The 20,627-nt window shown below is 39.7% G+C and carries 17 protein-coding genes and 2 tRNA genes; 15 read left to right on the top strand and 4 right to left on the bottom strand.

The annotated features are described in order from the left end of the window. The first annotated feature begins 152 nt into the window (after window positions 1-152). The 8 genes from C9I86_RS06320 to C9I86_RS06285 all read left to right on the top strand — a co-directional run bounded on the left by C9I86_RS06320 (window position 153) and on the right by C9I86_RS06285 (window position 10,788). Complete coding sequence (locus C9I86_RS06320; protein ID WP_107275942.1) at window positions 153-2,597, top strand: polysaccharide lyase 8 family protein; 2,445 nt, start codon at window positions 153-155, stop codon at window positions 2,595-2,597. 203 nt (window positions 2,598-2,800) lie between these two features. Then, entirely contained in the window at window positions 2,801-4,090 is a 1,290-nt protein-coding gene (locus tag C9I86_RS06315; protein WP_158258926.1) for an anaerobic sulfatase maturase, read from the top strand. Window positions 4,091-4,160: 70 nt separating this feature from the next. Further along, on the top strand, window positions 4,161-5,780 hold the full coding sequence (locus C9I86_RS06310) for a sulfatase (RefSeq protein WP_080155485.1): 1,620 nt from the start codon (window positions 4,161-4,163) through the stop codon (window positions 5,778-5,780). Between the two features lie 77 nt (window positions 5,781-5,857). Then, entirely contained in the window at window positions 5,858-7,417 is a 1,560-nt protein-coding gene (locus tag C9I86_RS06305) for a DUF2264 domain-containing protein (RefSeq protein WP_107275941.1), read from the top strand. 116 nt (window positions 7,418-7,533) lie between these two features. Then, on the top strand, window positions 7,534-8,388 hold the full coding sequence (locus C9I86_RS06300; RefSeq protein WP_045036245.1) for a tagatose bisphosphate family class II aldolase: 855 nt from the start codon (window positions 7,534-7,536) through the stop codon (window positions 8,386-8,388). A 191-nt stretch (window positions 8,389-8,579) separates the two neighbouring features. Next, window positions 8,580-9,560: a sugar kinase gene (locus C9I86_RS06295; RefSeq protein ID WP_107275940.1), complete on the top strand. Its 981-nt coding sequence runs from the start codon at window positions 8,580-8,582 to the stop codon at window positions 9,558-9,560. Further along, complete coding sequence (locus C9I86_RS06290) at window positions 9,547-10,191, top strand: bifunctional 4-hydroxy-2-oxoglutarate aldolase/2-dehydro-3-deoxy-phosphogluconate aldolase (protein WP_158258925.1); 645 nt, start codon at window positions 9,547-9,549, stop codon at window positions 10,189-10,191. Before C9I86_RS06295 ends, C9I86_RS06290 begins: the two co-directional genes overlap by 14 nt. A 9-nt stretch (window positions 10,192-10,200) precedes the next feature. Beyond that, window positions 10,201-10,788, top strand: a complete 588-nt coding sequence (locus tag C9I86_RS06285) for a DJ-1/PfpI family protein (protein WP_080155489.1) — start codon at window positions 10,201-10,203, stop codon at window positions 10,786-10,788. Between the two features lie 142 nt (window positions 10,789-10,930). Here the strand turns inward: C9I86_RS06285 and C9I86_RS06280 are convergent, their stop codons facing one another. Both C9I86_RS06280 and C9I86_RS06275 read right to left on the bottom strand, forming a co-directional pair. Beyond that, window positions 10,931-11,614 carry a type 1 glutamine amidotransferase domain-containing protein gene (locus tag C9I86_RS06280; protein WP_107275939.1) on the bottom strand — a complete coding sequence of 228 codons (684 nt, stop codon included), beginning with the start codon at window positions 11,612-11,614 and terminating at the stop codon, window positions 10,931-10,933. Between the two features lie 268 nt (window positions 11,615-11,882). Next, window positions 11,883-12,605, bottom strand: a complete 723-nt coding sequence (locus C9I86_RS06275; RefSeq protein WP_080155491.1) for a YebC/PmpR family DNA-binding transcriptional regulator — start codon at window positions 12,603-12,605, stop codon at window positions 11,883-11,885. A gap of 326 nt (window positions 12,606-12,931) precedes the next feature. Between C9I86_RS06275 and C9I86_RS06270 the strand changes: the two genes are divergently transcribed. The 4 genes from C9I86_RS06270 to C9I86_RS06255 all read left to right on the top strand — a co-directional run bounded on the left by C9I86_RS06270 (window position 12,932) and on the right by C9I86_RS06255 (window position 15,061). After that, a complete protein-coding gene (locus C9I86_RS06270) occupies window positions 12,932-13,660 on the top strand; it encodes an IclR family transcriptional regulator (protein WP_199190749.1) in 729 nt (242 codons plus the stop codon). Window positions 13,661-13,677: 17 nt separating this feature from the next. Next, window positions 13,678-14,688: a formimidoylglutamase gene (locus tag C9I86_RS06265; RefSeq protein ID WP_241956854.1), complete on the top strand. Its 1,011-nt coding sequence runs from the start codon at window positions 13,678-13,680 to the stop codon at window positions 14,686-14,688. Between the two features lie 165 nt (window positions 14,689-14,853). Continuing rightward, window positions 14,854-14,944, top strand: a tRNA-Ser gene (locus C9I86_RS06260). A 40-nt stretch (window positions 14,945-14,984) separates the two neighbouring features. After that, window positions 14,985-15,061 (top strand) — tRNA-Asp (locus C9I86_RS06255). A 795-nt stretch (window positions 15,062-15,856) separates the two neighbouring features. Here the strand turns inward: C9I86_RS06255 and C9I86_RS06250 are convergent. Beyond that, a complete protein-coding gene (locus C9I86_RS06250; RefSeq protein ID WP_107275937.1) occupies window positions 15,857-16,477 on the bottom strand; it encodes a LysE family translocator in 621 nt (206 codons plus the stop codon). Window positions 16,478-16,820: 343 nt separating this feature from the next. Here C9I86_RS06250 and C9I86_RS06245 point away from each other — a divergent pair, with 343 nt between their 5' ends. Then, on the top strand, window positions 16,821-17,459 hold the full coding sequence (locus C9I86_RS06245) for a deoxynucleoside kinase (protein WP_158258924.1): 639 nt from the start codon (window positions 16,821-16,823) through the stop codon (window positions 17,457-17,459). A 67-nt stretch (window positions 17,460-17,526) separates the two neighbouring features. On the opposite strand, the gene C9I86_RS06240 is transcribed toward C9I86_RS06245, so the two are convergent. After that, window positions 17,527-18,561 (bottom strand): PotD/PotF family extracellular solute-binding protein, encoded by a 1,035-nt coding sequence (locus C9I86_RS06240; RefSeq protein WP_107275935.1) that lies wholly within the window; start codon window positions 18,559-18,561, stop codon window positions 17,527-17,529. Between the two features lie 188 nt (window positions 18,562-18,749). Here C9I86_RS06240 and C9I86_RS06235 point away from each other — a divergent pair, with 188 nt between their 5' ends. Next, on the top strand, window positions 18,750-20,030 hold the full coding sequence (locus C9I86_RS06235) for an FAD-binding oxidoreductase (RefSeq protein WP_080155497.1): 1,281 nt from the start codon (window positions 18,750-18,752) through the stop codon (window positions 20,028-20,030). Between the two features lie 104 nt (window positions 20,031-20,134). Next, entirely contained in the window at window positions 20,135-20,482 is a 348-nt protein-coding gene (locus C9I86_RS06230; RefSeq protein WP_107275934.1) for a RidA family protein, read from the top strand. Window positions 20,483-20,627: the final 145 nt, after the last annotated feature.

Genomic DNA, 20,627 nt, shown 5'->3' with positions numbered 1-20,627 from the left:
ACATATATTCAGCTTTCAGTTGTGATATTGTGGCTAAAACTGAAGTTATGATCATTTTTTAACCGAAAAAGAGTGATAGTGACTCTTTATTGCTTTCATTTTGTCCGGTACCGTAATTAAACGAAAATTAATAACGGAAGGATAAAGGAATAATGAAACATGCTAATTTAGCGGTATCTATTGCCGTAGCGTTATCGACATTGATTGTACCTACCTTTGTATTTGCTCAACCTAACTCTGCTTTGATTGTTAGCCATCAACAATCACAATCGCTGGTGGAATATCAAGCATTGCGCCAACGTTGGGCGGCGAGCTTTCTTGGTGATGCCACTATTCCCTTTGATGAAACTTTAAAACAAACTGTTATTACAACTAATAATGCTGCTAATCGATATTGGTCATCAATGTTAACCGCATCGACACGGACGAGTCTGTGGAGTGATGTGGTATTAGATGATCAAACTGATGTAGGTAAAAAGGTTTTAGGGGCTAATCTTCGAACCTCTTACCAGCGGCTATTTAGTATGGCAAAAGCTTATCGTTTACGTGATGGGTCGCTTCAAAATAATTCAGCGTTATTAAATGCGGTTATCGATGGAATGACATTTCTAAATCAACATTATTATAAAGTTGGTGCTAAAGAATGGGGTAATTGGTGGCACTGGGAGCTTGGTACGCCCAAAGATATACATAATATTTTAGTGTTGTTATATGACCAATTACCGCTGCAACTAATTACCGCTCATACTCAAGCAACCCGTTATTTTACGCCAGAGGCAACCCATTTAGGTGCTGGGCCTGGTGCTGATGTGTCAAGTAATCCTCATTACCGTTTATCAACAGGGGGTAACCGCACTGATAATACTCAAGTAGTTATTTTGCGTGGTATTTTGGATAACAATAGTGCTGAAATAGAAGCCGCTATTGCTGCTTTATCACCTGTATTGGCGGAAGTGACAACCAGTGATGGCTTTTATAGTGACGGTAGCTTTTTACAGCATTATGATATTGCTTATAACGGTACTTACGGCAATGTGTTACTTAATGGCCTCGGTGCACAATTAGATTTGGTTGCGGGATCACCTTGGCAAGCTACTGATCCTGTGCTTAAAAATATTTATCCAATTATTTTTAAAAGTTACGCGCCATTATTAGAGCGTGGCACCATGATGGAGTTTGTGAACGGTCGTGCTATATCTCGGCCAACAGAGCAAGGTCATCAGGTTGGGCATTTAGTGATTGCTTCACTGTTACATTATCTTGATGGTGCTGATCCACAAACAAAATTGCGGTTACAAGATTTAATTAAAACTCAAATTATTCAAGATACTTCCCTCGACTTTTTTACCTCGATTAATCACGTTGGAAATTACCAAAAAGCAAAACTATTAGTGGCTGATTCCAGTATTAATGGTGAGCAACAGTTACAAGGTTTCTTTAACTATCCAGCGATGGACAGAGTTGTCTATCGTGGTAATGATTGGAGCTTTAGTTTAGCGATGCACTCAAGTCGGTTAGGTAATTTTGAGTGTATGAATAATGAAAACAAACAAGGATGGTTTACTGGCGATGGCATGGGCTATCTCTACAATGGTCAGCTTGATCATTATCAGAATTATTGGCCAGCAGTAAACCGTTACCGCTTAGAAGGGACAACCGTCGATAATCAATTGATGTCTGATTGTGGTGGTCAGCGAAATCAAATTCGAGGTGGTCGTCAAACACAAATGGATTGGGTTGGCTCGGTGCGTTTTGATGATATTGGTGCTGCTGGAATGATGTTTAGTAATTGGAGTAACACGTTAACAGCTAAAAAGTCATGGTTTATGTTTGAAGATGAGATCGTAATGTTAGGCTCTGATATTAAATCAACTATTCAAGCTGATATTACCACCACAGTAATGAATCGAAAGTTGGCTGATAGGGGAAGTAGTACGTTATATGTTAATGGTAAGCGTTGGCAACCGCAGTTAAATCAATTATTGAAATTACGAACATTAACCCTTAGTAATGATGAACTTGATGATAGTGATATTAGCTATGTATTTCTAAAGCCAACAACGGTTACTGTTGATCAACAGCTAAGGACAGGAGACTGGAGTGATATTGGAACGCGCAGTGGACAAGTGAGTGCTAACTTTGTTTCTGCTGAAATAGCGCAAACTTCGACAAATGATCACTATGCATACGTCGTTATGCCTAATGCTAATAAAGACGATGTTCAGGATTTTATTGATGAAATGCCAATTAAAGTTCGTCGTAATGATAATTTAGCCCATATTATCATTCATAAAGATGAAGAGGTAACAGCGGCTAACGTCTGGACAGAACAAGGCGTTATGATCACCAAGCAAATCACGGCATTTTCAAAAATGGCACTAATAATTGAAAAAGATGATCGTGAATTAGAGATTGCAGTTAGTGATCCATTACAGACGCAGACAACGTTACATATGAAGTTAACAAAGCCTGTTCAAGTTGAAAGTGATGCAGAGCAACGATTACAACTTGATAGTCAAGGTAACCTGATGATCAATGTAGAAGGATTAGTTGGTCAAAGCTACCACTTCGCGCTGAAAGTCGTCTCCGCTGATTAATTATTCTGTCATTAATATCGCCGTTGTTAAGTTGCAGATATTGCTACTTAGTAACGGCGTTTTTTTCGCTTACCATTTCATAAGATAAAAACACTTGCGTTATCTTTCATTTTTATTCGTTTGTGATCTTTGCCGCTTTAATCTTTCGTTTTCTTTCGTATTATGGGTTATCAGTATTTCGAAAGCATTTAAAAAGGTTAACTATGGCGCTGTCTTCATTTCATTCTCAACAAGCACGTTTCCATATGATGGCTAAGCCAACCAGTTACCGTTGTAACTTAAAATGTGATTATTGCTTCTATTTAGAAAAAGAAACGGTTGTGGGTAATGTCAATGATAATCGTTGTGGTTCTGCTGTAAGTGCTACAGATTCAAGCTCGACGATTTCAAGTAGTGATCAAATGTCAGATGCCACTCTTAAACGGTATGTTCGACATTATATTGCAAGTCAAAATAGTACTGATATCGACTTTTCGTGGCAGGGTGGTGAACCCACACTCGCTGGACTGGATTTTTACCGTAACGTGGTTAAATACCAAGCTCAATATGGCGTTGGTAAGAATATTACCAATAGTTTTCAAACTAATGCGGTTGCTATTAATCGCCAGTGGGCGCAATTTTTTGCCAAACATAAGTTTCTGATTGGTGTTTCAGTTGATGGAACACCAGAAGTACATGATAAATATCGTATTTCAGTCAACGGTAAACCAACTTTTGAGCGAGTTAAAAAAGCCATTGAATTACTTTTAGAATATAAAGTTGAATTTAATATTCTTACGGTTATCAATGATCAAAATTGGAACAAAGGCCGTGAGACTTACCGCTTTTTAACTTCATTAGGCGCCCGCCACTTACAGTTCATCCCTATTGTTGAAGTACAGACACAATATCAAGCCAATAGCAGCGGTCATTATTCACCCCAAAAAGATGCACCATTAACCCATTTTTCTGTGCCTGCAGAGGGTTATGGTCAGTTTATGAGTGAAGTGTTTGATGAGTGGTTACAGCACGATGTTGGCACTGTGTTTGTACGTATGTTTGACAGTATTTTAGCGACATGGCTTGGTTATCCAGCCTCTGTTTGTGTGCAATCAAAAGAATGTGGTCAAGCAATGGTAATAGAAGCCAATGGTGATATTTATTCATGTGATCACTATGTATATCCCGCTAATAAACTAGGCAATATTGCCACCACCGAACTGGTTAAGTTAGCTACCAGTAAACAACAACAGCGTTTTGGGAGTGCTAAATCGCAAAAGTTGACTCAACAATGTCAGCAATGTGAGGTTCATGGGTTGTGTTATGGCGGTTGCCCTAAGCATCGGCTAGTTAGTGTGGCGGGGGAAAAACATAAACAAAATTATCTGTGTGGTTCCTATAAGCAGATTTTCCGCCATACCGCACCTGCAATGCACATGATGAGTCAGGCGATTCAACAAGGTGGAACGGCAGCAGATGCTTTGCCTTACTTAGCACAATTACGCTCAGCATAACATTGATTATTAAATTGAATTTTAAGACGTATTGCTGTGTGTTACAGCAGTATATTACAAGGAGTATACAATGAATCTGTCCTCGACGAAGAAGACGGTAATTGCGAGTTTTGTGGCCGCGGCTTGCATGGCCTCTTCTGCTGTAGCAAATGCAGCCCCAACAACAGCCACAGCAAAACAACCCAATGTATTATTAGTGGTTATGGATGATTTGGGGACAGGTCAATTAGATTTTGCATTAGACAGTTTGAATAAAAAAACCTTAGCTGAACGGCCTGTGCCAGTTCGCTATCAAGGTGATTTTGATAAGATGGTCGATGCCGCTAAACGTGCGATGCCAACGGTGGCGAGTTTAGCGCAACAAGGCGTAAAAATGACCAATGCTTTTGTGGCTCATCCTGTTTGTGGTCCTTCGCGCGCGGGTATTTTTACCGGTCGTTACCCAACTAGCTTTGGCACTTACAGTAATGATGATGCACTTCAAGGTGTGCCATTAGATATCAAATTACTTCCCGCTCTATTTCAAGAAAATGGCTACAATACTGCCAATATTGGTAAGTGGCATAATTCAAAAATAAGCAGTAAAAATGCCGTTGCCGATAATAATAAAACTCGTGACTATCACGATAATCAGATCCCTGTAACACCAACAGAATATTCACCTGAGAATCGCGGTTTTGATTATTCCTACAGTTTTTACGCCTCTGGTGCCGCATTATGGAACTCACCTGCGATTTATCAAAATGGTAAAAATATTCCAGCACCGGGTTATTTAACCCATAACCTGACCAATGAAGCACTGCAATTTATTGAACAAAGTGGTGATAAGCCATTCTTTATTAACCTTGCCTTTAGTGTGCCGCATATTCCATTAGAAGAAGCGTCACCCGCGAAATATATGGAGCGTTTTAATACCGGTAATGTTGAAGCGGATAAATATTTTGCGGCGATCAATGCTGCTGATGAAGGGCTTGGACAAATTGTTGAATTGCTGAAGAAGAAGGGTGAATTAGACAATACATTGATTTTCTTCTTATCTGATAATGGCGCGGTACATGAATCACCGATGCCAATGAATGGTATGGATCGTGGCTATAAAGGCCAGATGTATAACGGTGGCGTGCGTGTACCGTTTGTGGCTTATTGGCCAAAGCATATTCCAGCGGGTGGCACCAATAATACCTTAATTTCAGCGTTAGATATTCTGCCAACGGCTCTAAGTGCTGCTGGGATTGCGATTCCAGAAGAGATGAAGGTTGACGGTAAAAATATTTTGCCTGTACTTGAAGGAAAAACAACACAGTCTCCACACCAATACATTTACTGGGCAGGCCCTGGCGCGAAACATTACAGTGAAGAAAATGATGCATTTTGGCATGGTTACTGGAAGTGGATCACTTATGAGTCAAATGACATTCCTAGCAATCCAAATCTAGAGAAGCTATCAAAAGGTTCATGGGCAATTCGTGATCAAGAATGGGCATTGTATTTCTATGATGATGGCTCCAATAAAGTGAAATTATTCAATGACAAGCTTGATCCAAGTGAATCAAAAGATCTTGCTCAGCAATATCCACAAAAAGTGAAGCAAATGAAACAAGCTTTTTATGAGTGGATCAAAGACAAGCCAAAACCAGTTGCATGGGGACAAGATCGTTACCAAGTGCTAACGGAATCAGCAAAAGGTTAATCACCCACTATCGCACTGCAATTATGTTGACGTTTATCAACATGGCTGTAGTGCGTTATTGTTCATGGAGGATAACAATGATACATGATACTCAAGCGGCTATTTCACTTTCTGAATCGGCGTTAAATACCCCCGCCGATGTTACAGAGCCATTACCTTATGTAGCAAAACAAATTCAAGCAACTGAACGCCCCGTTATTCCTTATGAGCATCCAACACCGGCAATGTATTTGACGTTATTTAAACAGCGACTTGTGCGTTTAAAAATGAAAGCGGCGACTTACTCTGATCATGATGCTGCAGTGGCGGCCTGTTTTACTAATGATGCGCTGAGTATTGAGAACAAATGCCAATATTTGGTGCGTTATGTTGCACAAGCGTTTGATCATTATGCGGTATGGGACTATAGCCATGCTTACTATCCGGGGCGTCCTAGCCAGCAAAGTGCACGTACCGATGCGATGGAAGGCACGAGTCGAGTGTTACCTACAATAGCTGCATGGGTCAGCCAGCATGGTTCGCAGCCGCTAGAGGGGCTAAATGGTCAGCTATTAGACCTTATTGCAATGTTACGTAATGCTTTTTTAGCAGGAACCGACCCTCAGCATGCGGGATATTGGGGGGAATTGCATGACTATGATCAGCGTATTTGTGAAAGTGCTGATTTAGCGTTAGCGCTATGGTTGAGTCGTGACCATGTTTGGCAACCAATGAACACGGCTGAGCAGACCCAAATTATTACGTGGTTTAAACAAGTTAACCATTGTCAAACGGTTGATAATAATTGGCACCTTTTTCCGTTGACGGTGCAATTTGTCATTAAGGCATTAACGGGTGAAGACACTATTGCACAGGATAAATACCAACGCATTAAAGCGTTTCATGTGGGTGATGGCTGGTTCCGTGATGGTGCGAAAGGGAATTATGATTATTACAACGCGTGGGGATTTCATTACTCACTCTATTGGCTCGATCAAATAGATTCAAGTTTTGATAGCGGATTTATTCATCAAGCTCTTGCGGATTTTGTCAGTCAATATCGCTATTTATTTACCGCAGAAGGCCTGCCTTTTTTTGGCCGCAGTGCCTGTTATCGTCTTGCCGCCACCGCACCTCTGATTATGGCTATAGATCAACACAGTGAAGCTATTACTGCTGGTGAAGCTCAACGCGCCTTTGCTACTAGTTTGGAATATTTTATTGGCCATGGTGCAATGCAACATGGCGCGCCAACACAAGGGCTGTTTGATGATGATACTCGATTAGTTGATAACTACAGTGGCCCAGCAAGCAGTTTCTGGTCATTGCGAGCATTGAATATTGCATTATTTTGTGGAGATCGATGTGGCTTGTGGCAAGCAGATCCACAACCATTACCCATTGAACAAAGTAATTTTAATGTGGAATTTAAGGCGATTAATGCACAAGTCATTGGCGTTTTCGAAACGAAAGAGGTGGTAGTGATATTTAAAAATGATTATATCACCGAACAAAATCCATTATCTCGTCGTTTAGAGACCCAATCAGCCCGTTCTTACTGGCTAGAAACTATTTTAGGACGAGCGGAAAGGCCGAAGAATAACTTATTGCGTAAAGGCATTACCTGTTATTCATCCAAAATGTCTCATTTCTTTTGATTTCATTTTGTTATTTATTTTCGATTTGAAAGTGTTTATGTGATTCAGATCTTTTTATTTGTTTTTGTTTTCGAATATCATCTAAATCGAAAGTTAACGGAAGGTTTGGGGTTTTTATGTTTTTGGTTTCTTCGCGTGAAATGCTGTTGAAAGCGCAGCTAGGCGGTTATGCCGTTCCTGCTTTTAATATTCATAATCTTGAGACAATTCAAGTTGTACTTGAAACAGCGGCTGAGATGCGTTCTCCCGTTATTCTTGCTGGCACGCCTGGAACTTATTCTTACGCGGGCACTGATTATTTGGTGGGTATTTGTCTTAAAGCGGCAAATATTTATCAAACGCCAATTGCGCTACATATGGATCATCATGAGTCGTTCAGTGATATTCGTACTAAAGTAGAAGCAGGTATTAAATCAGCGATGATTGATGGTTCGCATCATAGCTTTGAAGGCAATATTGATCTCACCCGTAAAGTCGTGCAATTTTGTCATGGTTGGGATTGTTCTGTTGAAGCAGAGCTAGGTCGTTTAGGTGGCCAGGAAGATGATCTTATTGTTGAAGATAAAGATGCACTTTACACCGATCCTGATGCTGCGGTTGAATTTATTAATGCGACAGGCATTGATTCATTAGCGATTGCTATTGGTACTGCTCACGGTATGTATAAAGAGCAACCGCGATTAGATTTTGATCGTCTTGGCATTATTCGTAGTAAAACGGATACACCATTAGTGCTTCATGGCGCTTCAGGTGTGCCAGATGCTGATGTACGTCGTTGTATCGAACTCGGTATTACGAAGGTGAATGTTGCGACTGAACTTAAAATCGCCTTTGCTGATGCTGTAAAACAATACTTTATTGAGCACCCTGAAGCGAATGACCCACGTCATTATATTATTCCGGGTAAAGCAGCAATGAAGAAAATTATTCAAGATAAAATTCGCGTATGTGGTAGCGAAGGAAAAGCGTAATTAGCCACAGACTATAACCTCTCGCCAGGGATGACACAATGTAATGCCATTTCCCCCTTAAGCTGATCAGCTTTATTTGGCATTACATTTATAACTTTGAGTGATGATGTTTTTTGGCCATGATTGATTTTCATATCTCATCGTCATGGCCTTTTTTCTGATAGCGAATAATGGTTAATAGGTGAGGAAAAATGACATTTCCAACTTCAGCAATAAAGCGCAATATTGCCATTTTAGGTGAGTGCATGATTGAGCTGAGTGGTGCGCCTTTTGCAACTCAGCAACAAAGTTTCGGTGGCGATACGCTTAATACTGCGATTTATCTTTCTCGATTGCTTCCTCAAAGTTCCCCTAGTTATGTCACCGCATTAGGCATTGATAATTATAGTAACGCCATGATTGATGCATGGCAGCATGAAGGCATTGATTGCCGTTTTGTGATGCGTGAGCGCGATAAATTACCCGGCATGTACGCCATTGAAATTGATGCCGAAGGAGAGCGTAGCTTTCATTATTGGCGCAATGATTCCGCTGCACGCTATATGTGTGAACATGCTCAGTTTTCGCAGATTATGGCACAATTAAAAGACTATGATTTGATCTACCTCTCAGGGATCTCTTTGGCTATTTTGCCTGAACATGGCAAAATTAAGCTCGTTGAAGCCCTTGAAAAATTAAAAGCTTCAGGTTGTAAAATTGCGGTTGATTCAAATTATCGGCCACGATTATGGAATGGTGTGACCCATGCAAAAACATGGTTATCAGAATTGTATCGCTTGGCTGATATTGCGTTAGTTACCGCTGATGATGAAGATTTATTACGAGGCGAACTGGATACTCCCGCAGACATTATTGCTGATCGCTTGCACCGTTTAGGGGTTAGCCAAGTGGTAGTGAAGTTAGGCAGTAAAGGCGCGATGTGGTCACAAGCAGGTCAAAAAGGTTTGGTTGATGGTAATAAAATTGATGCTGTCATCGATACAACAGCCGCAGGGGATTCTTTTAATGCTGCTTATTTAGCGGCATGGGCCAAAGGTATGCCAATGATTGCTTGCTGTCAGTGGGGAAATAATCTTGCCGCTCAAGTAATTCAGCATCGCGGTGCCGTTATTCCTCTGCAATGTACCCAATATTTAACGGATTTAATGAGTAGTAATTATGATGACAAATGAATGGATTGATCGTTTGCGTGCATTGCGAGTTATGCCTGTCATTCAAATTGAACATGCAGCAGATGCTGTGCCTCTTGCTAAAATATTAGTTGAAAATGGTTTGCCTGCTGCTGAAATTACCTTTCGTACCGCAGCTGCCGCGGAATCTATTCGCTTAATTCGCGCTGCTTATCCTGAGATAGTGTTATGTGCAGGCACTGTTTTAACGGTTGAACAAGTTAATGCAGCTATTGAGGCGGGGGCTGATTTTGTTATTAGCCCTGGGTTTAATCCAACCACGGTGAAATATTGCCTAGCCAATAATATCAAAATGATCCCTGGGGTGAATAATCCAAGCTTGGTTGAGCAAGCATTAGAATTAGGTGTGAGCGCACTGAAGTTCTTTCCTGCTGAAGCTTCTGGTGGTGTGAACATGCTTAAATCATTAGTTGGGCCTTATAGTCAGGTTCAGTTAATGCCAACGGGCGGTGTGACACCGCTTAATTTGGGTGAGTATTTAGCTATTCCACAAGTAATCGCTTGTGGTGGAACATGGATTGCACCAACCAAGGCAATTACTAATCATGACTGGGAGCTGATTGCCGGTAATGTACGTGAAGTGTGTGCAATGATTGCTCAGCTGAAGGCATAGGGATTGATGATGGCAGAAGTAAAACACGTGGCAGTACTGCTTGCTGATGGTTTTGAAGAAGGCGAAGCGGTGGTTTTTATCGATATTATGCGCCGTTTGGATATTAAAGTGGATGTATTATCTTGCATGAAAACCACAGCGCTTAATACTTACTTTGAAACTAAAATCAGCGCCGATTATGTGTTAACAGATAAATTTGATAAGACTTATGATGCGGTTATGATGCCTGGTGGACCACAAGGAACTGATAATTTATCCGCTAACGCCAATGTTATTGCTTTTTTAAAGCGTCATATTGAAGCCAATAAGTATATTTGTGCATTATGCTCATCTGGCGCCAAAGTACTTGCTGCGCATCATTTATTACAAGGTCGTACATATACTACCGGTGATAAGTTGGCGGAAAAGTTTGATGATGGTGAGTTTATTAAACAGAAAGTGGTTGTTGATGGGCAGTTTATTACGGGGCGTGGTTTGGGGGTGAGTTTTGAATTTGCTTTTACAGTGGCACGTTATTTATTAGCTGATAACCATGAAAAAGTTGATTGGCAAGCAAACCATATCTATTTTGATCACTGGCCGTTAAATAACGCATAGTACTATAGTGATAATTATAGAGAGAAAGTAGTAAGCCTAGTTAAGTTAAATAACTAGGCTTTTATATATTTAGCGGAAACTTTTTAAATAACCATCTGATAATAAATTTATTAAAGATAGGTCACAATTGAAGGGGCATATATTAATGTGCTTTTAATTGACGAATTATCTCTGTCGCAACAGCCTGTGCTGATGCTGGATTTTGGCCGGTGATAAGATTGCCATCGACTACAATATAGCTCTGCCAATCAGGGCCCTGGCTATAATGTGCCCCTTGGCTAGTTAACATATCTTCCAGCAAAAAAGGAACCACAGTACTTAATCCAACCGCGTCTTCTTCACTATTACTAAAACCTGTGACATTTTTACCCGCGATAAGTGGGCTGCCATCAGCATTTTTAGGTGCTTTTAATGCTGCGGGGCCATGACAAACAAGGCCTGTTGGTTTGTGGTGTTGATAACTTGATTCAATAATATGTTTTGATGCAGCATTTTGCGATAAATCCCATAATGGTCCATGTCCACCAGGATAAAATACAGCGTCATAATCAGTTGGAACGATAGTTGATAAGAGTAAGGTGTTGGCTAACTGTTTGATTGCATTTGAATCATTTTTAAATCTAATAACTGATTCTGTTTGCATCTCTGCGGTATCACTTTTGGGATCGATAGGCACTTGTCCACCTAAAGGCGAGGCAAGAGTCACTGTATCGCTATTATCTTTAAATAGATAAAAAGGGACGGTAAATTCATCTAACCATAGGCCTGTTTTTGCTGTGGTTGTACCTAAATTTTGATGAGATGTTAATACGATTAAGATATTCATATTAGTTTAAGCCCTCGTTTAATCATTGAGATTAAAAATACATAATTTAATGCCTGTATTAGTTATAGGCTTAAATAATGTGGCTCACAAGCGTAATAATTACTCTTTTTATCAATATTATATCTAAGGAAAAATAATAAATAATGGCTTGAACATTAGCATTATTATAATTGTAGTGCAGTCAATGTTTTTAATCGTAGATATTATTAAGGGGATAAACAAAAAGGCCACTAAAGTGACCTTTTTGTGAAGAAATGAAAGACTATAATTAGTCAGCCATTTCCGCATTGTGGTAAACGTTTTGTACGTCATCACAATCGTTTAGTGCATCAAGGAATTTTTCAAACATTGCAATGTCGTCACCAGCCAATTCAGTCATTGTCTGTGGTACGAAAGCAATTTCTTCTGAATCAATGATAACGTCAGCCATTGTTGCAGCAAGTGCGTTTTTCACTTTAAAGAATTCAGTGTGTGGAGCGTAAACAGTGATCTCGCCATCTTCACAAGTGATGTCAGTAACGTCTACGTCTTCCATCATTAGATTTTCAAGAACAACTTCTTCGTCAGTACCTTTAAATTCAAACACAGCTTGGTGTTCAAACATGTGGCCAACAGTGCCTGGGCTACCGATTTTTGCATTGTTTTTAACGAATGCTTGACGAACGTCCATGAAAGTACGGTTGTTGTTGTCTGTTAGACAGTCAACGATAACCATGCAGTTGCCTGGGCCAAAACCTTCGTAACGTGCAGTTGAGTAATCTTCACCGCCGCCGCCTTTTGCTTTATCAATTGCTTTTTCAATAACGTGGCTTGGTACCTGATCTTTTTTCGCTTTTTCGATAAGACGACGAAGCGCTAGGTTACTATCAGGATCCGGACTACCGTTCTTAGCACAAACGTAGATCTCTTTACCATACTTTGAGTAAACCTTGATCTTAGCGCCTTGGGTTTTTGCCATAGACAATTTGCGTACTTCGAACTTTCTTCCCATGAGGAATCACTCTCTTTTACTGTTTTAAACGGTCAATTATGCAAATATTTTACCAGCCCCCCTTTATTCTGGCTAGCTAGATCTGTATTTATGCTAAGTAAAGACGTTTTTTTTATTTTTACGTTGAAATATTAAACCAACTTAAAAAAGAGTAATCGGAATACTTATTTTTGGAGCTAAAGATTTCAAATATAGTTTAATTTCTCGTAAGGTAATAAAACAAAGCAAATAAATCCTATATTTTCTTACAATATAAGAATTCCTCTTGTTGTTCGCGCTATAATTGGTTACAAATAATCATCACACAAATTAGAGATAACTTACCTGTGACTCATTCACTAAGCGCTAATGAAAAATTGTTACAAGTGCTGGTTCATATTGCGGCGTCAAATGTACCGCTTCAAGCACAGCAACTCAGTACCGAAATGGAAATGCCGATAAGTAGTTTATATCGCTATTTAGCGTTGCTTCGTGATTGGAATTTAATTGAAGAGAATCATGGGCGTAATACTTATAGTGCGGGTCCTGCTGCGTTACAACTGCAACGTAATTTTGAAATGAATTCACCGTTACCTGATGGCGTAAGACCGATTTTAAAACGATTACAACAGCAAACCGGTGAAATGTCAGCGTATATGGTTGCTGTCGGTTTTAATGCACTTTGTGTTGATAGTATTGATAGTCCTTATGCGTTGCGTTGTAGTTATGAAAAAGGCCAAAGCCAGCCATTGATTCGTGGTGCATCAGCTAAAGTTATTTTGGCTTACTTACCGTTAGCTCGCCAATTAACGATTTTAGAGCATTATGATATTACCGAACAAACACAGATAGATACGTGGATTGCTGAATTAGATCTTATTAAACAAGATGGTTTTGCAATCAGTACATCCGAAATTGATGCGGGTGTTTCTGGTGTGAGTGCACCGGTATTTGTTGGTAATAAAGTTGTCGGTGCGGTTAGTGTTATGGCGCCAGCAGAGCGTATAAATAGCCGTAAAAATAAAATTGTAATGAGTGTATTACAAGCAGCAAGAGCATTACCACCACAACACTAGCCTGTGTTGTTTGTGCAATGAAAGAGAGGGAAGATTGGCGTATGTTAGTTGATCAATTAAAAAAGTTATTTAAAAATGAGCCTCAAAAACCGATGGCATACCATCGTAAACATACGCTCATCAGCCCTTATGTCCAGCAATACCAGCCTGGTATTATGCTTGTTGGTGTCATTTCTGATCTGAGTCTTGATTGGGGACGTGGCTTACAAGGCGCGAAAGAAGGTCCTGCAAGTATTCGACGGATATTGCCTTACACCCATGCTCAAACAAAATTACCTTTTTATGATGCGGGTGATATAGAACAAAACAATAATGATCATAGTTTTGCTGCCGTTAGCCAACGACAGCACCAATTATTATTACGTTGCTTACGTGATGGTCATTTTCCTGTTGTGCTCGGTGGTGGGCATGAAATCTCTATTGCTAGTTATCAAGCACTGTCTGATTTCAGTACCGAAGTAAAATCAGCCCCCGTGATGATTACTGAAGATCAGCAACCACAATTGTTACCGCAACGAGTGGGCGTGATTAATTTTGATGCGCATTTTGAACTAAGACCATCATTATCGTTACGGGCGGGATCTGCGTTTCATGCTGCATGGTGTTATAGCAAAGAACAACAGCGCAGTTTTGATTTTCTTGGTCTTGGTATTTGTGATCATGCTAATTCACAAGCAATGTTTAAATTGGCAGAAGATCTCGGTTGTCAGTGGCTACTTGATAATCAAATGACGACGCGTAATAAAAAACATGTTCAAGCACAATTAGATAGCTTTATTGATAGTGTTGATTGTATTCAATTGAGTATCGATCTTGATGTATTTTCTTCCTCGATTGCTCCTGGTGCGAATATGACGCGTATGCATGGTGTTAGCTTATCAATGGTGGAGTGGGCGATTAAATATATTATGGCGAGTGGCAAAGTTAAAATTGTTGATATTGCAGAGTTGAATCCAGAATATGATTACGATAATCAGACTGCAAAATTGGCGACTAAACTGATTCAAACCATTGTTCATTTTGTTTAACGCATTTTTATATATGAGTAACAGCATGAAAATGATGATTTTATGATCATAAAGATGCTCTTTTGATGGCTTTGGTTGAATAGTAATACAAAAGTCATTAATTATAATGTTTTTATAAAAAAAGCCTTTACAGCCACCGTGATGATAGGTATTATTCGCGGCATTGGAGAGATGGCTGAGCGGTTGAAAGCACTGGTCTTGAAAACCAGCATACGTTTATAGCGTATCTAGGGTTCAAATCCCTATCTCTCCGCCACATTCTAGAAATTTGATTTAATCGAGTTTCATACAGAATTGGAGCGGTAGTTCAGTTGGTTAGAATACCGGCCTGTCACGCCGGGGGTCGCGGGTTCGAGTCCCGTCCGCTCCGCCAACACAACGAATCCTCGTCAGAAATGACGGGGATTTTTTGCATCTGGAGTTTCAAAATCTAGATAATAAATGTTAGATGCGATAAATGACGGCATAAGTGTCAATATCGGCCTGTCACGCTGGAGGGCGCGCTGATTTTCGGAATGGCAAGTCCCGTCCGCTTCACAACACAACGAATCCTCGTCAGAAATGTGAGGATTTTTTGCATCTGGAGTTTCAAAATCTAGATAATAAATGTTAGATGCGATAAATGACGGCATAAGTGTCAATATCGGCCTGTCACGCTGGGGGGCGCGCTGATTTTCGGAATAGCAAGTTCACGTCCGCTTCACAACACAACGAATCCTCGTCAGAAATGTGAGGATTTTTTGCGTTTTGAGTTTCAAAACTTAGATAATAAATGTTAGATGTGATGGCATAAGTGTCAATAATCGGCCTGTCATGCTGGGGGGCGCGCTGATTTTCGGAATGGCAAGTTCACGTCCGCTTCACAACACAACGAATCCTCGTCAGAAATGTGAGGATTTTTTGCATCTATTCTATGCTAAATGATTGTGGGTTATTATCCGTCATCTCGGAAGAGAGGTACGAACTATCCGTGATCTATTCATCACGTGTTTGAGCATTAAAGACGGCAGTGAACATACGTTAAAACTCAACGAAAACAGTCACTTTACTACACGTGGGAAGTAGATTCCCTATCTCGTTCGTAACCTTACTGTAGGGAATGACGGGGGGTTGTTCGTCACCTCGCTGTCGAGAATGATATAAGGTTAGTTAGTCGCGAATCAAACAACTACTTATTCACCGCTAAATACGCACCTGCCGCGATCATAATGCTACCTGCTGTTTTATTTAATCGTTGCTGTGCGATGGGTGTCTTAATCACTTTAGCTAATCGTGAAGCGCCATAAGCAACTAACATAATGGCTGACATCAAGGCAATGGATGACAAAACAGAAATTAGGATGATATCAGTGCTGTTTAAACGGGTTAAATCAATAAACGTCGGTAAAAAAGACACATAAAACAAAATAACTTTTGGATTAGAGGCTGAAATCAAAAAGCCATGACCAAAACTGGCTAAAGGTGCTTGCTGTGGCTGTTGCTCAGTATCTGATTGTTGGTTTTGTGATAAAGCCGTCAACATTTTATAGCCGAGGTAAATTAAATAACCTGCGCCTAAATAACGAATAATCACAAACACTTCTGACCAATTGTCAGCGATAGTCGCTAAACCAAAGCAGGCTAATTGCAAATAGAGCAGATCACTTGCCACCATTCCTAATGCCATCATGATGCATTGACGAGGACCTTCGACTATCGCTTTGGCGAGAATAGCAAATACACCAGGGCCGGGAGCAATGGCAAAAATAAAAATAGCAAAAAAGAAGGCAATTGCAGCTTCTAGTGACATCATATCATCCTTGTAAATGAATCTTTTTCGCATGCTATCATGCTAACAATGTTTTGCCTTTAAATTTTCATACATCAATGACAATATTGTTCATTTTTGTATAACTTATTGTATTTATATGTTTTTATTTGTTGGCTACCGCTGATTTATGATAATAATTATTATTGTTAATTTGAACGTGATAATTAAAGTACTCCTTTTTGCTTTTTTAATAATCAAACAACACATAAAACATGGTTTTTTGGAGCGATTAGTTTCAGAATGTCGAGCTTATTGCATTAGCAAATCTTAAGAGTATCACTGCGTGGTTCTCTGTCTATTAAGTCTTCAGAGGGAAAAGTTCTTGGATAAGCCTAAAATTATATGTGTAGAAGGTAATATTGGTGCTGGTAAATCGACCTTACTCCCTCAATTAGCTGTCGCCTTAAATGCAACTGCCATTTTAGAACCAGTAGATTCTGATCCTGAATTTCAACATTTATTAGGTGAATTTACTTGTGATCCATTTAACGTCGAGGCTCGCAGTAATTTTCAGTGCTACATCACGGCTCAACGTGCTGAACTTTTGAATAATTTGAATCCTCAAGGTGTCTATATTATTGAGCGTTCTTTACTTAGTGATTTAGTCTTTACTCATGCTTGTATTGCTAATTACAACAGCACGGCTGAAGATATTGCTAAGCATATGGCGTGCTATCAGCATTTGATCAGTCAAATCAATCAATACCCAACCATTGATTATTGTATTTATTTAAAAACCGATCCTGAAGTGGCTTATAGCCGTATGCGTCAGCGTGGACGTGCAGAGGAAATGGGATTAGATATTGGTTATATTAGTGATATTGATGCATTTCATGATGCTGTATTACCACAAGCATGTCGTAAGATGGGAACGACGTTAATTCATATTGATTGGAATACACCACTTGCTGTTGCTGATCTATTACCACAATTGAATGCTGCTGGTTTAGATATGAACTAATGTCACTGAGTAGTGATATAACACCAGAGAGGCTACAGTTAACTATTAACTGTAGCCTTTTTTGTGATTAGCTTTTTAGCATCTGCCAATATTTTTGGTAAATATTAACAGCGTCACCTACATCATCAGTGAACTCACCGTGATCAACTTGTGCGTCAGTTGGGAAAATCATCGGGTCATTTTGTAATTCAGTCGGTAAAAACTGTTTGGCTTGTTTGTTTGGGGCAGGGAAGCCTAGCTCTTCAACAATTTTTGCCTGATTTTCAGGACGCATAAAGAAGTCGATAAATTTAAATGCGAGATCTTTATGCTGACTACCTTTAGGGACGATAAAGTTATCCATCCATAAAATAGCGCCTTCGGTTGGATAAACAAATTTAAGCTCTGGCATTTCTTTTTGTGCCATAAAAGCATTACCGTTCCATTGCATTCCTACCATTGCTTCCCCGGTAACATAAGGAACATGAGGAGCATCAGAATTATAAACGACAACGTTTGAGCGTAATTGACGTAATTTCTCGTAAGCTTGCTTAATTTCTGCTTCATTGGTGCTATTAATACTATGACCTTGTGCTCGCAGTGCCATACCGAACACATCTCGAACATCATCAAGTAACATCACTTGTTGTTTGAAATTGGTGTTCCATAAATCTTTCCAGCTCGTTACCTGATCGGATGTGATCACTTCTGCATTATAGCTAATTCCCGTGACGCCCCATACATAAGGTAAAGAGTAATCATTATTAGGATCAAATGGTTGTTTCATTAGACCAGAATAAATGTCATTTAAGTGATGCATTTTGCTTTTATCTATCTTTGCAAGCATGCCTTCACGCGCCATTTTCTCAATAAAATACGTCGATGCAAATGCAACATCATAGCCTTTACTATCAAGTAGCTTAAGCTTGGTGTACATCGATTCATTATTATCAAACGTAGAGTAATTGACGGTGACATCATATTCTTTTTCAAAGGCTTTGATTACATCTGTTGGCATATACTCAGCCCAGTTGTAAACGTTAAGCACATCATTTGCTGCCGAAACATTAAATGCTGAAAGTGCGAATGCTAGTGTGGTCACCCCTTTGAATATTTTCTTCATGTTATTAATTCCTAATTGACCAGGTAAGTCAGATCTGAGCGCGGATATTAGACAGAAGTTTGTTTGTGTCAAAAACAATCAAGCTAAATTATGAACTAAGTCACAGTAATAAATTGCTTGTGAAGCATCAAGACTCGTGACATTATCCGCGCGATTTTTAACCTGTATTTTTTTTGTGGGCAATTGGAATGTCAATCAACAGTCAATATATCGATAGTTACTACCAAGCAACCGTTAATGCGTTACCTGAACAACCCCTACTAGATCAAGCAATTGAAGCTGATGTATGTATTATTGGTGGTGGTATGACAGGATTAAACGCCGCGATTGAATTACGTCAGAAAGGATTCTCTGTTGTGGTGCTTGAATCACAACGCTTAGCATGGGGAGGGTCTGGGCGTAATGGAGGTCAGTGTTTAGTGGGTTATTGCCTAGGGTTACGTGAAGTTGATGAAACATACGGACCTGAGTGGGGTAAACAACTGTGGGATCTCTCTTGTGAAGCGGTTGATATTGCTCGTGATCGCATCGAGAAATTTAATATTGATTGTGATTTTCAACAGGGTTATATCGAACTGGCGTTGAAGAAAAGCCAAGAAACAGAACTAAAATCTTGGTATGACTTAAAACAGAGCCGTTATGATTATCCAAGTGCTAGCTGGTGGGACAAAGATAAAGTCAATCAAGTGGCACACACTGAGCGTTATTTAGGTGGCTTATATGATTCAAACAGTGCTCACATGCACCCATTGAATTACACCTTAGGTTTAGCACAAGCAGCGTTAAGCTTAGGTGCGACTATTTTTGAGAATACGCCAGCAATAAAATTGGACAAAGGCAATCCGCATATTATCCATACGCCAAAAGGTCAGGTTAAAGCCAAACAAGTTTTATTAGCTTGTAATGCGTATCTTGAAGGATTACATCGTAAAGCACAAAGCGTTGTACTGCCTGTTGTATCTTACATTGGTGTGACAGAGCAATTGGGCGATCGTCAACCTATCAGTAATATGATGGCAATGTCAGATTTAAATAACAGCCTTGATTATTACCGCCCAACACCGGATGGTCGTATTTTGTTTGGTGGTGTCAATCATCCATTCAACGGCGAGTACAGTGATTCAAGTGAGCGTTTACGCCAGCGCATGATTACTGTTTTTCCACAACTTGCTGACGTGAAGATGGAATACCATTGGGGCGGATTGTTTGCAGTTACTCGTTCTTATATGCCGCAAATCGATCATCTAGGCAATGATATCTATGTTGCTCATGGCTATACTGGTCACGGTGTAGGATTAACTAATATTGCAGGTAAGGTTGTTGCTGAAGCAATGGCAGGTACTGCTGAGCGCTTTGATGTGTTCGCTAAAATTAAACATGGTTGGATTCCAACCCCTGAAGTTTTACGCAAACCGGCACTAGCAATGGCTATCTGGAAAGCACGATTAGAAGACTCACTGGGTAAATGATTAAAATTTAGTTGCAATAAAATACAAAAAAGTAAGTTTATTTGCTATCTTGGTGCGGTTAATAGTGAATTATTTGCTTATTTAAACCAATCAGAGAGAGTCTTATGATCGAGCGTCAAGAAACAAAAGCCCGTATGAGTCGTGTTGTTAAGCACAATGGTACTATTTATCTTTGTGGTCAGGTTTGTTCTGATGCAACTAAAGACATTACCGAGCAGACACAGACGATGCTTGATAAAGTTGAAGTGTTGCTTGAACAAGCGGGCAGTGATAAAGAGCATATGTTATCAGCGACTATTTATATTAAAGATATGAGTTTGTTCGCTGAGATGAATGCGGTGTGGGACAATTGGGTACCTGCCGGCTATGCTCCTGCTCGTGCATGTGTTGAAGCAAGCATGGCACGTGATGTTTTATTAGTTGAAATCTCTGTGATTGCAGCTGAAAAATAAAATCATACCGAGTTATATTTATTAAGGTCGACAGTGTGTCGACCTTTTTTTATGTGTAAATAAATGATAAAGAGCCATTTTAGTATAAAAAACATTCGGTTGATCTTTTAAATTAAACTTTAGCTTTACACCATTCATTAACCTC

Source organism: Photobacterium sp. NCIMB 13483, assembly GCF_003025475.1.
In the GTDB taxonomy this organism is placed as follows: Bacteria; Pseudomonadota; Gammaproteobacteria; order Enterobacterales; family Vibrionaceae; genus Photobacterium; species Photobacterium piscicola.
The sequence above is the reverse complement of the archived record's forward strand: the minus strand, read 5'-3'. Positions and strand labels throughout refer to the sequence as shown.

What these genes read in the sequence shown, in the direction of transcription:
- C9I86_RS06320 (WP_107275942.1), top strand. Translation starts at nt 153, where the DNA reads ATGAAACATGCTAATTTAGCGGTATCTATTGCCGTAGCGTTATCGACA.
- C9I86_RS06315 (WP_158258926.1), top strand. Translation starts at nt 2,801, where the DNA reads ATGGCGCTGTCTTCATTTCATTCTCAACAAGCACGTTTCCATATGATG.
- C9I86_RS06310 (WP_080155485.1), top strand. Translation starts at nt 4,161, where the DNA reads ATGAATCTGTCCTCGACGAAGAAGACGGTAATTGCGAGTTTTGTGGCC.
- C9I86_RS06305 (WP_107275941.1), top strand. Translation starts at nt 5,858, where the DNA reads ATGATACATGATACTCAAGCGGCTATTTCACTTTCTGAATCGGCGTTA.
- C9I86_RS06300 (WP_045036245.1), top strand. Translation starts at nt 7,534, where the DNA reads ATGTTTTTGGTTTCTTCGCGTGAAATGCTGTTGAAAGCGCAGCTAGGC.
- C9I86_RS06295 (WP_107275940.1), top strand. Translation starts at nt 8,580, where the DNA reads ATGACATTTCCAACTTCAGCAATAAAGCGCAATATTGCCATTTTAGGT.
- C9I86_RS06290 (WP_158258925.1), top strand. Translation starts at nt 9,547, where the DNA reads ATGATGACAAATGAATGGATTGATCGTTTGCGTGCATTGCGAGTTATG.
- C9I86_RS06285 (WP_080155489.1), top strand. Translation starts at nt 10,201, where the DNA reads ATGGCAGAAGTAAAACACGTGGCAGTACTGCTTGCTGATGGTTTTGAA.
- C9I86_RS06280 (WP_107275939.1), bottom strand. Translation starts at nt 11,614, where the DNA reads ATGAATATCTTAATCGTATTAACATCTCATCAAAATTTAGGTACAACC.
- C9I86_RS06275 (WP_080155491.1), bottom strand. Translation starts at nt 12,605, where the DNA reads ATGGGAAGAAAGTTCGAAGTACGCAAATTGTCTATGGCAAAAACCCAA.
- C9I86_RS06265 (WP_241956854.1), top strand. Translation starts at nt 13,678, where the DNA reads ATGAAAGAGAGGGAAGATTGGCGTATGTTAGTTGATCAATTAAAAAAG.
- C9I86_RS06250 (WP_107275937.1), bottom strand. Translation starts at nt 16,477, where the DNA reads ATGTCACTAGAAGCTGCAATTGCCTTCTTTTTTGCTATTTTTATTTTT.
- C9I86_RS06240 (WP_107275935.1), bottom strand. Translation starts at nt 18,561, where the DNA reads ATGAAGAAAATATTCAAAGGGGTGACCACACTAGCATTCGCACTTTCA.
- C9I86_RS06235 (WP_080155497.1), top strand. Translation starts at nt 18,750, where the DNA reads ATGTCAATCAACAGTCAATATATCGATAGTTACTACCAAGCAACCGTT.
- C9I86_RS06230 (WP_107275934.1), top strand. Translation starts at nt 20,135, where the DNA reads ATGATCGAGCGTCAAGAAACAAAAGCCCGTATGAGTCGTGTTGTTAAG.